Origin of the sequence: Limnohabitans sp., from assembly GCF_044373035.1 — a bacterium.
Lineage (GTDB): Bacteria > Pseudomonadota > Gammaproteobacteria > Burkholderiales > Burkholderiaceae_C > Limnohabitans_A.
Genome location: NZ_JBILQU010000089.1, coordinates 1 through 11,717, shown reverse-complemented (window position 1 = coordinate 11,717; position 11,717 = coordinate 1). Strand labels below are relative to the sequence as shown.

At 58.1% G+C, this 11,717-nt stretch carries 13 protein-coding genes, 1 pseudogene and 1 riboswitch; of the genes and pseudogenes, 7 read left to right on the top strand and 7 right to left on the bottom strand.

All coding sequences use genetic code 11. From position 1 onward, the window contains the following. The 4 genes and pseudogenes from ACIQ47_RS12240 to ACIQ47_RS12225 all read left to right on the top strand — a co-directional run. Positions 1 to 138, top strand: a pseudogene (locus ACIQ47_RS12240) (cytochrome-c oxidase, cbb3-type subunit III); the annotation flags it as partial. Between the two features lie 57 nt (positions 139 to 195). Next, entirely contained in the window at positions 196 to 1,653 is a 1,458-nt protein-coding gene (gene ccoG, locus ACIQ47_RS12235; protein WP_396438374.1) for a cytochrome c oxidase accessory protein CcoG, read from the top strand. A gap of 26 nt (positions 1,654 to 1,679) precedes the next feature. Further along, positions 1,680 to 1,964 carry a nitrogen fixation protein FixH gene (locus tag ACIQ47_RS12230; RefSeq protein ID WP_396438373.1) on the top strand — a complete coding sequence of 95 codons (285 nt, stop codon included), beginning with the start codon at positions 1,680 to 1,682 and terminating at the stop codon, positions 1,962 to 1,964. A gap of 17 nt (positions 1,965 to 1,981) precedes the next feature. After that, positions 1,982 to 2,218 (top strand): hypothetical protein, encoded by a 237-nt coding sequence (locus ACIQ47_RS12225; protein ID WP_396438372.1) that lies wholly within the window; start codon positions 1,982 to 1,984, stop codon positions 2,216 to 2,218. 38 nt (positions 2,219 to 2,256) lie between these two features. Here ACIQ47_RS12225 and fnr read toward each other — a convergent pair whose 3' ends face one another. Next, positions 2,257 to 2,979 carry a fumarate/nitrate reduction transcriptional regulator Fnr gene (fnr, locus tag ACIQ47_RS12220; protein ID WP_396438371.1) on the bottom strand — a complete coding sequence of 241 codons (723 nt, stop codon included), beginning with the start codon at positions 2,977 to 2,979 and terminating at the stop codon, positions 2,257 to 2,259. Positions 2,980 to 3,186: 207 nt separating this feature from the next. On the opposite strand from fnr, the gene hemN reads away from it, so the two are divergent. The 3 genes from hemN (at position 3,187) to ACIQ47_RS12205 (ending at position 6,196) form a co-directional block, all read left to right on the top strand. Next, positions 3,187 to 4,569 carry an oxygen-independent coproporphyrinogen III oxidase gene (gene hemN / locus ACIQ47_RS12215; RefSeq protein ID WP_396438370.1) on the top strand — a complete coding sequence of 461 codons (1,383 nt, stop codon included), beginning with the start codon at positions 3,187 to 3,189 and terminating at the stop codon, positions 4,567 to 4,569. A gap of 99 nt (positions 4,570 to 4,668) precedes the next feature. After that, complete coding sequence (locus tag ACIQ47_RS12210) at positions 4,669 to 5,346, top strand: sulfite exporter TauE/SafE family protein (protein ID WP_396438369.1); 678 nt, start codon at positions 4,669 to 4,671, stop codon at positions 5,344 to 5,346. 100 nt (positions 5,347 to 5,446) lie between these two features. Next, positions 5,447 to 6,196, top strand: coding sequence for an SIMPL domain-containing protein (locus ACIQ47_RS12205; RefSeq protein ID WP_396438368.1), 750 nt, complete (start codon positions 5,447 to 5,449; stop codon positions 6,194 to 6,196). 42 nt (positions 6,197 to 6,238) lie between these two features. Here ACIQ47_RS12205 and ACIQ47_RS12200 read toward each other — a convergent pair whose 3' ends face one another. The 6 genes from ACIQ47_RS12200 to ACIQ47_RS12175 all read right to left on the bottom strand — a co-directional run bounded on the left by ACIQ47_RS12200 (position 6,239) and on the right by ACIQ47_RS12175 (position 11,326). Beyond that, a complete protein-coding gene (locus tag ACIQ47_RS12200; protein WP_396438367.1) occupies positions 6,239 to 7,051 on the bottom strand; it encodes a sulfite exporter TauE/SafE family protein in 813 nt (270 codons plus the stop codon). A gap of 5 nt (positions 7,052 to 7,056) precedes the next feature. After that, a complete protein-coding gene (locus ACIQ47_RS12195) occupies positions 7,057 to 8,574 on the bottom strand; it encodes an acyl--CoA ligase (protein ID WP_396438366.1) in 1,518 nt (505 codons plus the stop codon). Between the two features lie 126 nt (positions 8,575 to 8,700). Further along, positions 8,701 to 9,705 carry a 2-dehydropantoate 2-reductase gene (locus tag ACIQ47_RS12190; RefSeq protein ID WP_396438365.1) on the bottom strand — a complete coding sequence of 335 codons (1,005 nt, stop codon included), beginning with the start codon at positions 9,703 to 9,705 and terminating at the stop codon, positions 8,701 to 8,703. Beyond that, positions 9,702 to 10,475 carry a fumarylacetoacetate hydrolase family protein gene (locus ACIQ47_RS12185; RefSeq protein ID WP_396438364.1) on the bottom strand — a complete coding sequence of 258 codons (774 nt, stop codon included), beginning with the start codon at positions 10,473 to 10,475 and terminating at the stop codon, positions 9,702 to 9,704. Before ACIQ47_RS12185 ends, ACIQ47_RS12190 begins: the two co-directional genes overlap by 4 nt. Positions 10,476 to 10,757: 282 nt before the next feature. Next, on the bottom strand, positions 10,758 to 11,090 hold the full coding sequence (locus ACIQ47_RS12180; protein WP_396438363.1) for a cell division protein ZapA: 333 nt from the start codon (positions 11,088 to 11,090) through the stop codon (positions 10,758 to 10,760). Continuing rightward, positions 11,087 to 11,326, bottom strand: coding sequence for a DUF904 domain-containing protein (locus ACIQ47_RS12175; RefSeq protein WP_396438362.1), 240 nt, complete (start codon positions 11,324 to 11,326; stop codon positions 11,087 to 11,089). The genes ACIQ47_RS12180 and ACIQ47_RS12175 overlap by 4 nt, the downstream gene beginning before the upstream one ends. 84 nt (positions 11,327 to 11,410) lie before the next feature. Then, positions 11,411 to 11,658: riboswitch (cobalamin riboswitch) on the top strand. Positions 11,659 to 11,717: the final 59 nt, after the last annotated feature.

The window sequence follows — 11,717 nt, the reverse complement described above, 5'->3', positions numbered from 1 at the left end:
ATCAACAACGGCAAGGTCAACCAGATGCCCGCACAGGCTGCCAAGTTGACGGAAGGCCAGATCCATGTCTTGGCTTCTTATGTCTGGGGCTTGTCCAACAACGCTGTGGCCAGCGCACAAGTGAGCCCGGCCAAGTGATCTGAACCCCCTGCATCAGGCTGGACCTGGTGCAGCATTTGAACCAAGGCCTGTATTTTGTCTGCCCCTGAAGATCGCCTCTCTCGCAGCGTGATTCCGATTACCCCCGTGCCCGCCGAGGGCGATGTGGAATTGGTGCCGCTGTACCAGGCACACCAAAAAATCTACCCCCGCAGTGTTCAGGGCGTGTTCGCCCAATGGCGTTGGCTGATGGTGGTGATCACACAGCTGGTTTTTTACGGACTGCCTTGGCTGGAGTGGGGGCAGCGCCAGGCGGTGCTGTTCGACTTGGGCGCTCGCCGTTTCTACATCTTCGGCCTGGTGTTGTACCCACAGGACTTCATTTACCTGACGGCTTTGCTGGTCATCTCGGCGCTGTCACTGTTTTTGTTCACGGCAGTCGCCGGGCGCTTGTGGTGCGGCTTTGCTTGCCCGCAAACGGTGTACACCGAAATTTTCTTGTGGATCGAGCGCCAGTTTGAAGGCGACCGTTCCGCGCGCATGCGACTCGATGCCGCGCCTTTGAGCATCAACAAGGCCTGGCGCAAAACCGGCAAGCAACTGGCTTGGATCGTGTTGTCGCTCTGGACAGGGTTCAGCTTTGTCGGCTACTTCACGCCGATTCGCGAGTTGACGGCTTCGATCCTGTCACTGGGTTTTGGCCCCTGGGAAATTTTCTGGATTCTGTTTTACAGCTTGGCCACCTACGGCAACGCGGGCTTCATGCGCGAGCAGGTGTGCAAATACATGTGCCCCTATGCGCGTTTTCAAAGCGCCATGTTCGACAAGGACACCTTGATCGTCACCTACGACGAAGCGCGTGGTGAGCCACGGGGTGCCCGCTCCAAAAAATCAGACCCCAAAGCCCTGGGGCTGGGCGCTTGTGTGGACTGCACCTTGTGTGTGCAGGTCTGCCCCACCGGCATCGACATCCGCCAAGGCTTGCAGTACGAGTGCATTGGCTGCGGGGCCTGTGTGGACGTGTGCGACAACGTGATGGACAAGGTGGGATACGAGCGCGGCCTGATCAAGTTCTCCACGCAAAACGCCATGGACAAGGGCTGGAGCTGGGCGCAAACCGTGCGCCGCATTTTCCGCCCGCGTGTTTTGGTCTACACCGCTGTGCTGTGGGCCATCATCATTGGCGTTGGCGTGTCGCTGTGGCTGCGCGAGCCGTTCAAGGTGGACATCGTGCGCGACCGCGCCACCATGGCCCGCATTGTGGCGGGGGGCAAAATTGAAAACGTCTACCGATTGCAAATCATGAATGCCGCTGAGCAGACCTTGAGTTTCCAGTTGGAAGTCGATGGCCTGCCGGGCCTGAGCCAGGCCACCGAGCCGCTGGTGGAGGTGGGTGCCACCGAGTCGCGTTGGGTGTCCGTGCGCTTGCAAGTGCCCTATGACGCAGCGCCTGCAGGGTCGCACCCGATCCATTTCCGCATCGAGTCCCGCTCGCCTGATGGCCAATCGGTGGGTCGGCTGAGCGAAAAAACCGTGTTTCTGGTCCCTCGCTGAGTGACCGCTATTTTTGAAAGACAGCCATGAACAATGTACGCAGTGTCCAACAAGAGGGTCAGCCCTGGTGGCGTTTTGGTTTGGTGTGGATGGTCTTTGGTGGCCCCGCCGTGGTGGTGGTGGCCGGTTTCACCACGCTCTACATTGCCGTGACCAACCCGGACCCGGTGCTCCAAGTCACGCCGCGCACCGCCGTGCAAGAGCGACAAGGCATCACCCATGTGCCCGCCATGCAAGGGCGCAACCATGCGGCCACGGGCGAGTTGCCCGCTGCATTGCAAGCGCCTGCTGCTGAGCCCACCAAACCCTGACCCTCAAGGGAGACACCATGCTCGCTCAACGCTGGATGTGGATCGCTTGGCCGGCCTTTTTGGTCGCGGGTCTTTTGGAAATGCTGGTGTTCGCTTTTGTTGACCCGCAAGACCTGCACGGGTTCGGGCAATACCTGGACCTGTCCAGGCAAGCGGTTTACACGCTGGCCTTTTTTGCTTTCTGGGTCTTGGCCATGTTGTCCAGTGCGTTGACCACCCTGCTGGGGCTGCCCTCGGCAGAAGTGAACCGCTGAAAGCACCGAACCACCTGATCAGTGCCGCAGCTCAGGGCTCAGTGGCAATGTGCGGGGTTGTTGACCAGGCGCTGCAGGCCTTCGGTGTCCAAAATTCGAACATGGCGTTGCTTGACTTCCAGGGTCCCATCTTCGACGAACTTGGAGAAAGTGCGGCTGACGGTCTCCAGCTTGAGGCCCAGGTAGCTGCCAATCTCTTCGCGCGTCATGCGCAAGACCAGCTCGGATTGGGAAAATCCCCGCGCATTCAGGCGCTGCACCAGGTTCAGCAAAAAGGCGGCCAAACGCTCTTCGGCCCGCATGCTGCCCAGCAGCAGCATCACGCCGTGCTCGCGCACGATTTCGCGGCTCATGATCTTGTGCACATGGTGTTGCAAAGCGGTGACTTCGCGCGAAATTTCCTCGATCCGGTCAAAGGGCATGACACAGACCTCGGCATCTTCCAGCGCCACCGCATCGCAGCTGTGCTGGTCGTTCACGATGCCGTCCAGGCCAATGATTTCGCCCGCCATCTGAAAACCCGTGACCTGGTCGCGCCCGTCTTCGGTGGCCAGACAGGTCTTGAAGAAGCCGGTGCGGATGGCGTACAGCGAAGTGAATTTTTCGCCGTTGGTGAACAGGGTGTCGCCGCGTTTGATTTTTCGGCGAACCGCCACGAGGTCATCGAGGCGGTTCAGGTCCTGGTCGCTCAGGCCCATGGGCATGCACAACTCGCGCAGGTTGCAGTTGGAACAGGCGACTTTGATGGCTTGGGGATTCATGGTTTATCTCTTGGTTGTGCAATGGATTTGCCTTGGATCAAGACTTGAGCTTATAACGAAAATTGCGCCAAATTCGCGGGTATACCCTGTCTTTGTTGGAAATCCCCAAAAACCAGTAAAGGGTTTGACCTGAGTCAACAAACTGGCTGATGCGAACGGGCAAAGTGTGGTCTTGTTTTGACCACATTCGAATTAAGGGGCAGACACATGTCCGTCATCACGCCTGAGTTGCTCGCACGCTTTGATGTGCCCGGCCCGCGCTACACCTCGTACCCCACAGCCGACCGTTTTGTTGAAGCCTTTGGCGAGGCCGATTACGTGCAGGCGCTGCAGCAGCGCCAATCGGGCACGCTGGGCAAGCAGCCACCGCTGTCGCTGTATGTGCACATCCCGTTTTGCGAATCGCTGTGCTACTACTGCGCCTGCAACAAAATCATCACCCAACACAAAGAGCGGGCTGCGGAATATTTGCGCTACCTGCGCAAAGAGGTCGAGTTGCACACCCGCCATTTGGGGCGCGGACAAGCCGTCAGCCAGTTGCATCTGGGCGGCGGCACGCCCACCTTCATGAGCGATGAGGAGTTGCGGCAACTCATGGCCTTGCTGCGCGAACACTTCAAATTCGTGCCGGGTGGTGAATATTCGGTGGAAGTGGATCCCCGCACCGTCGACGAGCAACGGCTGGCGGTGCTGGCCGAATTGGGTTTCAACCGCCTGAGTTTTGGCGTGCAAGACTTTGACCCTGCGGTGCAAAAAGTCGTGCACCGCATCCAGCCTGCAGACCAGGTGTTTGCCTTGGTCGAGGCGTCCCGCCGATTGGGTTTTGAGTCGGTCAACGTCGATTTGATCTATGGCTTGCCCCTGCAAACGCCGGAATCTTTTGACCGCACCTTGGCGCAAGTCAACCGACTGCGCCCGGACCGCATTGCCCTGTATGCCTATGCGCATTTGCCTGAACGCTTCAAGCCGCAGCGGCGCATCCATGTGGAAGATCTGCCTGCGGGGGCAGCCAAGGTGGCCATGCTCTCGCGCTCGCTGGATGCCCTGACTGAGGCGGGCTATGTCTACATCGGCATGGACCACTTTGCCTTGCCCGATGACGCTTTGGCTGTGGCCAAGCGGCAGGGGCGTTTGCACCGCAACTTCCAGGGCTACAGCACGCAGGCCGATTGCGATCTGATTGCGCTGGGTGTCTCCTCGATTGGCCGCATTGGCTCGACCTACAGCCAGAACGCCAAGACGATGGAGGCGTACGTCGATCTGCTTGACCAAGGCCATTTGCCGGTGGTGCGCGGCTTGGCGCTCACGCGTGACGACCTGATCCGCCGCTCGGTCATCATGGCGCTCATGTGCCAAGGGCATCTGCAATACGAGGCCATCAACCTGGCTTGGCTGGTTGACTTCAAGACCTTGTTTGCCCAAGAGCTGACCCAGCTTGAAGCGATGCAGGCGCAAGGCTTGGTGCAGCTGAGTGAGAGCGGCATTCAGGTCACCGCCATGGGCTGGTTCTTTGTGCGCGGCGTGGCCATGGTGTTTGACCGTTATGTGCAAGCCGACCGCAACCGCTCACGCTTTTCCAAAATCATTTGATGCCCTGCGCACATGGGTTGGGTCGCATCGGAGGCGTTCTGCATCGAGGCCGGCCCCCATCGCCGACAATGCAACTCTTGACATTCAAGCGAAAAAGCCATGCAAAGTTCTTTGGCCATCACGGCCTTGATGATGGGGGTGCTGGGTGGCCCGCACTGCGTGGCCATGTGCGGCGCGGCCTGCGCGGGTCTGGGCCAGGCGGCGGGTGAACGGCGGGCACAGGCCCTGCTGGCGTTTCAGTTGGGCCGCTTGGGCGGCTATGCGCTGCTGGGTGCCGTGGCCGCGGCCAGTGTGCAGGGCTTGGGTTGGTTGACCACGCAGTCAGCGGCCATTCGCCCGGTCTGGACCTTGCTGCACCTGACGGCTCTGGTGCTGGGCTTGCTGCTCATGCTGCAGGCGCGTCAACCCGTGTGGCTCGATGCCGCAGCGCGCCGTTTGTGGGCGCGTGTGCGGGCCTTCAACACCCGCTGGGGGCGCGCCGCGCCCTGGATGGTGGGCGGGCTGTGGGCCTTCATGCCCTGCGGCTTGCTGTATTCGGCCGTGATGGTGGCGGCCTTGACCAGCAAGCCGCTGGAAGGCGCAACCACCATGGCCTTGTTTGCCTTGGGCAGCAGCATCAGCCTGTGGGCTGGGCCTTGGTTGTTTTTGCGCATGCAGACCCTGGGCGATGGGGCCTGGGGCATGCGTGTGGCGGGCCTGGCGTTGGCGTCCGTGTCGGCCTGGGCCTTGTGGATGGGGCTGGTGCATGACCAGGCGCCATGGTGCGTTACACCCTGACACCAAAACGCAGGGCCTAGGCATGCGGCACCCGCTGCGGCGTTCACAATCACGGCGGTAAGTGCCCGATGTTTTTGCCACCTTCTGCGAAAGAATCTCCATGAAATTGATTCGAACACCCTCGATGGCTTTGGCCCTGATGACGGCGCTGGCCCTGCCTGTCGCATCGGTGCAGGCCCAAAGTGCAGCCAGTTCCCCTCATGCGGCACATGTCGCACAAGCCCCACAGAACCAAGTCCTGCATTTGAGTGCATCAGCCCAGACCGAGGTCCCGCAAGACTGGTTGATGATCAGTCTGTCGGTGCAAAAGGAAGGCTTGCAGGCCTTTGCAGTGCAAAAACAGCTCAACGCCATGGTGTCTGCCGCATTGGCTGTGGCCACCCCGATGGCCAAACCCGGGGCCCTGGAGGTGAAAACGGGCGATATGAATGTGTCGCCGCGCTATGGCCGTGACGGCAAGATGAACGGCTGGGTGGGCTCTGCGCAACTTGTTTTGCAAGGCCGGGATGTTGAGCAAATCACCACACTCGCAGGGCTCATGCCAGATTTGGCGGTGTCGCAGATCGACTGGCGGCTGAGTCCTGAGCAGAAAACTGCGGCCGAAGCGCGCATCCAGGCCGAAGCGGTGGCGCATTTTCAAAGCAAAGCGCAATCCCTGACGAAGCAGTTTGGCTTTGCGGCTTACACACTCAAAGAAGTGCGCGTGAGTGCCCAGGAGGCGGGTCAGGGCCAGGTCATGCAACGCATGGCCATGGCCCAGATGGACGCGCCAACGCCCATGCCGGTGCCAGCGGTGGCTGGCAGGTCGCGCGTGGTGGTGAACATTTCGGGCAGCATTGTGCTGCGTTGAGTTGGCAGGCCTGCAGCCTGAATCGGGGCTGCAGGCCCAGCATCAAGCAGCACTCAAGCCTTTGTTGAACATGTAGGCCGCAAGAAACACCAAGAAGAAAGAAAACACCCTTTTCAGTTTCTTCACAGGCAGTCGATGCGCAGCTCTGGCACCGAAAGGGGCGGTCACAACGCTGAAACAGGCAATGACTGCCATGCCAGGCAACCAGATATAGCCCAGTGACCAGGCTGGCAGGTTCTCCAGTTTCATACCGCTGATGACAAAGCCGGTGACATTTGCCAGTGCAATAGGGAATCCCAAGGCAGCGCTGGTGCCAATGGCGTTGTGAATGGCCACGTTGCACCAGGTCATCAAAGGCACACTCACGAAAGCCCCCCCAGCCCCGACCAAGCCAGACAGCAAGCCGATCAGTCCACCCATGCCCAATTGCCCCGCGAAACCCGGCATTTGACGCGTTGGCTTGGGTTTTTTGTCCAAGAACATTTGAAAGGCAGAAAAAGACACAAACAGGCCAAACAAAATGGCCAATGTGGCGCCTTTCACGACCACAAAAATCCAGAGGCTGGCCATGGCACTGCCGAGCACAATGCCAGGCGCTAAACCTTTGACCAAGTCCCATCGCACAGCGCCCAACTTTTGGTGGGTTCTCACACTGGAGACCGATGTGAACAAAATGGTCGACATGGACGTCACAATCGCCATTTTGATGGACAGGTCCTCTCCTACGCCCATGTTGCCGAGTAAAAAACTCAACACGGGAACCATCATCAAGCCACCGCCCAAACCCAACAAGCCGGCCATGAACCCCACAACGGTGCCAGTCAGGGCCAGTTCCAAAAAGATTTGAGCTTCCATGGGGCTTAGACCAATCCGAGTTTTTGCGCCATGCCAATGCGTTGCAATTTACCGGTGGCCCCTTTGGGAATTTCATCCATCAGTAAAACTTTGCGCGGCACCTTGAAATCAGCCAACCGTGTCGCTGTGTAGTCGCGCAGTTCTTTTTCAGTGGCCGTCATGCCCTCGCGCAAGACCACGGCAGCGCCCACTTCCTCGCCCAATTTGTCATGGGGGATGCCAAAGCAAACCACCTGTGCGACTGCAGGGTGGTCCATCAAGACTTCATCGACTTCGCGTGGGCTGATTTTTTCTCCGCCGCGGTTGATGATTTCTTTGAGCCTGCCTGTGATGCTGACATAACCCTGTGCATCCAAGACGCCTTGGTCACCCGTTCTGAACCATCCATGGGTGAAGGCTTCCGCGTTGGCTTTGTCGTTGTTCTCGTAGCCAGGCGTGACGTTGCTGCCGCGGATCACAATTTCGCCTGTGCTCCCTACGGGCAATAAATCACCTTCTGCACTCATGATGGCAATCTCGGGGCCTGCGGCCAAACCGACAGTGCCCGGTTTTCTTTGGCCAGGCGGCAGCGGATTGCAAGCCATTTGGTGGGCCGCTTCGGTCATGCCATAAGCTTCGATCACAGGGGCCTTGAAGGTGGCTTCGAGCTCTGCCAAAACCTGCGGCGGTAACGAAGAAGATGACGAACGAATGAATCGAAGTGGCACCTTGGCGATGACTTCTTTGTTGTGGGTTGACCTGGACAAAATAGCCTGGTGCATGGTGGGCACTGCGGTGTACCAAGTGGGCTTGACTTCGTCCATTTGGCCGAAGAACTTCAAGGCATTGAAGCCACTGGTGCAAAAGACCTCGCCGCCTTGAGACAGCGGCGCCAAGATGCCGGCAATCAGGCCATGAATGTGAAACAGGGGCATGACATTCAAGCCACGATCGGCACTGGTAAAGCGCGTGCTCTGGGCAATGTTTTGCGCTGAAGCACTCACGTTACGGTGGGTCAGTGGAACAATTTTGGGGCGCGATGTGGTGCCCGATGTGTGAAGGACCAAGGCCACGTCGTCAGGCTGTGCTTGACCAGGGTGCTGCGCCGCCTTGGGCGAGAGGCCGTTCATGTTCAGCGTGAAAGAGCCTGCGCCCATGGTGGGTGTGGGTACGAGTTCGATGAGTGCGATGCCCATTTTGGCGGCCACGGCCACGGCAGGACTGCTCGAACCTTTTTCAACGACCAAGGCTTTAGCGTTCAAGTCATTCAGGTAGAACTCGAATTCATCGGCACGGTAGCTGGGGTTCAAGGGCGCTGACGTACAGCAGCAGGCCACAGTCACAAAACTGGCCGCCATTTCCGCGCTGTTGGGCAAAACCAGGGCCACCCGATCATTGCGGCCAATGCCCACTTGGTTGAAAGCGGCTTGAACGTACTGGACCAGTTGACGCAAGGCTGAATAGGAAAGCGGTGCACTTTGAGCGGCACTCAGACAGGTCGCCTGGGCATTTCCATTCGCCAGAAGTTCGATCAGGGTTTTCATGGGTAAAGGTAAAAATTGATTTTCGAGTGATACAACTCGACAAGCTGCGCAACCTTCTATTGTGATGCCTAGCGGACTCGATTTGTATGAAGACGTTTTGTGCCAGTGTGAGGCGCTTCAAGTAACTCAGCCGAGGCTGAGCCCTTTGCCTTTTTTCATCACACTCTGTTCGAGCAAGCGAGTCAAGGCGTAAACCGAGTCGAGTGTGGGCGTGGGCATGTTGCAAATTTTGCCCAGCTCAATCACGCTGCCTAAAAGCGCCTCTAATTCCAAAGCTTTGCCATGCTCAATGTCTTGCAGCATGGAGGTTTTGTGGGCGCCTACGGCTTGCGCGCCTGCAATCCGTTTGTCGATGCTGATCTTGAATTGAACGCCCAGTTTTTCGCCCACGGTTTGGGCTTCCGCCATCATGCGGGCTGCCAAATTTCGGGTGAGGTCAAAATTGCAAATGTCTTCGAGTGTGGCGTGCGTCAAGGCAGACACCGGGTTGAAAGTCAGGTTGCCCCAAAGTTTCACCCACAACTCGCTGCGAATGTCCGTCGACACAGGCGTCTTGAAGCCAGCAGCAATCATGGCCTGCGCCAACTTCGTAACACGTTCAGATTTTTCGCCACTGGGCTCGCCCAAGGTGAAGCGATTGCCTTCCATGAGTTTGACCACACCAGGCGCGACCAATTCAGCGGCGGGGTACACCACAGCGCCAATCACCCGCTCAGGGCCGATGTGTTGCCATTGAGCGCCACTTGGGTCGATGGAAGTCAATTGGCGGTTTTGGTACTCGCCCACCAAGTTGTAAAAGTACCACCATGGCACGCCGTTTTGCAGGGTCACAACAGCGGTATGGTCATGGCACAGCCGACCAATTTGCTCGGCCACGGGGCTGACCTGGTGCGACTTCATGGTCAAAAACACATAGTCGTGAGGCGTGGCTTCATCGATGGTGCAGGCCTTGACATGGGGGGCGTGCAAAGATGTGCCGTCTTCTAGCGTGAGCGTCATGCCATTGGCTTGAATGGCTTTGAGGTTTTCACCGCGCGCAATGAAGGTGACGTTGCAACCCGACAAGGCCAACTTCACCCCGAGGTAACCCCCAATGGCGCCTGCGCCCACAATGGCAATGTTCAAACTCATGCTGACGCTTTCATGGTGTTGGAGAGGGTGCCAATGCCCTCAATGGTGACTTCGACAACGGCATCATTTTGCCAAGGCATGGCCCCGATGGATGTGCCGCAAGAAATGATGTCGCCGGGCTCCAAAGTCATGCCTCTGGAGAGTTTGGCAACCAATTCTTGGGGTGAGAAAAACATGTCGCTCACGGGGTAATTTTGGCGCTCTCGTCCGTTGACTTTGGCGGTCACGATCGCTTTGGTGCAATCCAAATCGGTTTCTATCCAAGGGCCGAAAGGGGTAAAGCCGTCAAAATTTTTGGCGCGTGTCCATTGCTCAAAACTGGTGTCTGAGCGCAGTAACTCAACGGCTGTGACGTCGTTCACACAGGTGTAGCCAAAAATGTAGTTGGCAGCTTCCTCAAGTGGGATGTCGCGTCCGCGTCGACCCATGACGATGCCCAGCTCGGCTTCGTAAACCACCCGTCCTGCATCGAGTTGGGGTCGAACCACAGCTTGAAGGTGGTGCGAATAGGAGTTGGGCGATTTGAGAAAGTAGAGCGGTTCTGAAGGTGCACTCCAGCCATTCTTTTCTGCAGCCGTTTTGAAATTGTTCCAAAGCGCCAAAACTTTGGTGGGTTGGCAGGGTGCCAGAATTTCAACGTCCGACACACGCAAGGTCTCGCCAGTGGGTTGCGGATGGTTAAAGAGAAGGCCTTGATGAACATGAATGGTGTCTCCCACCAATTGACCCGTGCCCATCTGGCCTTGGTGTGAATAGCACAGCCACCGCATGCCGTTTCCTCATTGAATTCAAAGGGTGTGAAAGGTGTCTGCAAGTGCCACCGGACCGGCATCCTGAACCGGGGTTCAGGTGGGCAAGGGCAGACTGGCGTTGGGTTCATCTGACGCGAGATGATCACGCTCACCAGACGATGTTCCAAGCCCGGGCTCTAAGAGCATTGGTTCAAGGAAATATAAAGCCCGGCATGCACTGCAGACAAAGCCATTGTAGGGGCTAAACCGCAGCGCGTCTTGTCACCTGATGAACAAGCCGCAACTCAGCAGCCCGGTGTTCTACAGCAGCTGGCCGTCTTGCTCAATGACCCGGTCCAGGCGTTGCAGCAATTGCGCCAGCCGTGCTTGCGCGTCGGGCGACACGTCGGCAGCAAGAGGGGCATTGCTGCCTTGCTCGGTAGCTGGGGGAGCCTCGGCTTGTTCGAAAGCCAGGTTCAGTGCGGCCAAAACGGCAATGCGGTCTCGCGCCTTGATCTTGCCTGCATCTCGGATCTTGCACATGGCTTCGTCCACCTTGCGCACCGCGCTCAGCAAGCGCTCTTCGCCGCCTTCAGGGCAACCCAATATGTAGCTTTGGCCCATGATCTGGACATCGATTTGCTTGTTGCTCATGTGGAGGCCTCAGGCGATGCAGGGGCGGCGGTGGAGGCCGAAGTGGGCAGCCGCTCGATGAGGGCGTCCACCCGTGCTCTGGCGGCGGCCAGGCGCGACTTGAGTTGGTCACGCTCCAGACTCAGCGCTTGCACTTGCTGGGTCAGCAAAGCGTTGGTGCGTTGGAGCTCTTCGTGGCGCAGCAGCAAGTGATCCACACGCTCGGCAATTTGATCGATGGTGTCGAAATAGTCCATGGCAAACAAGAAAAATGGAGGCCTCCATTGTAGGCCGTGAAGTCCCTGGACTTTTGATTTTGTAGCTTAGACGACAGTTTTGAGCCTAGAATGAAAGTTGTTGGTGCTCGCGATGCTGGTTCACGGCGCGCAGTTCAACGGGAAGCAGGAGGGACAAGCCATCACGGCCCACCTAACCTGCGCTGCCCCCGCAACGGTAAGCAGACGGTTTTTTGCTCATGCCAAAAACCAGCTTTCATCTCAAACCACTGGCCGCCCTGAAACAGGCGGCTGGGAAGGTGATGAAGGTCGCTCTGTCAGCCCGGATACCGGCCAACAAGGTGACCTGTCGCAAGACCGGTTGTAAAGCCCATGCACTGTCGGGGAAGGCGGTGAGGGCGTTTGACTTGTT

Excerpts from the sequence above, each read along its gene's own strand:
- ACIQ47_RS12230 (WP_396438373.1), top strand. The coding sequence starts at position 1,680 with ATGAACAATGTACGCAGTGTCCAACAAGAGGGTCAGCCCTGGTGGCGT.
- ACIQ47_RS12225 (WP_396438372.1), top strand. The coding sequence starts at position 1,982 with ATGCTCGCTCAACGCTGGATGTGGATCGCTTGGCCGGCCTTTTTGGTC.
- fnr (WP_396438371.1), bottom strand. The coding sequence starts at position 2,979 with ATGAATCCCCAAGCCATCAAAGTCGCCTGTTCCAACTGCAACCTGCGC.
- hemN (WP_396438370.1), top strand. The coding sequence starts at position 3,187 with ATGTCCGTCATCACGCCTGAGTTGCTCGCACGCTTTGATGTGCCCGGC.
- ACIQ47_RS12210 (WP_396438369.1), top strand. The coding sequence starts at position 4,669 with ATGCAAAGTTCTTTGGCCATCACGGCCTTGATGATGGGGGTGCTGGGT.
- ACIQ47_RS12205 (WP_396438368.1), top strand. The coding sequence starts at position 5,447 with ATGAAATTGATTCGAACACCCTCGATGGCTTTGGCCCTGATGACGGCG.
- ACIQ47_RS12200 (WP_396438367.1), bottom strand. The coding sequence starts at position 7,051 with ATGGAAGCTCAAATCTTTTTGGAACTGGCCCTGACTGGCACCGTTGTG.
- ACIQ47_RS12195 (WP_396438366.1), bottom strand. The coding sequence starts at position 8,574 with ATGAAAACCCTGATCGAACTTCTGGCGAATGGAAATGCCCAGGCGACC.
- ACIQ47_RS12190 (WP_396438365.1), bottom strand. The coding sequence starts at position 9,705 with ATGAGTTTGAACATTGCCATTGTGGGCGCAGGCGCCATTGGGGGTTAC.
- ACIQ47_RS12185 (WP_396438364.1), bottom strand. The coding sequence starts at position 10,475 with ATGCGGTGGCTGTGCTATTCACACCAAGGCCAGATGGGCACGGGTCAA.
- ACIQ47_RS12180 (WP_396438363.1), bottom strand. The coding sequence starts at position 11,090 with ATGAGCAACAAGCAAATCGATGTCCAGATCATGGGCCAAAGCTACATA.
- ACIQ47_RS12175 (WP_396438362.1), bottom strand. The coding sequence starts at position 11,326 with ATGGACTATTTCGACACCATCGATCAAATTGCCGAGCGTGTGGATCAC.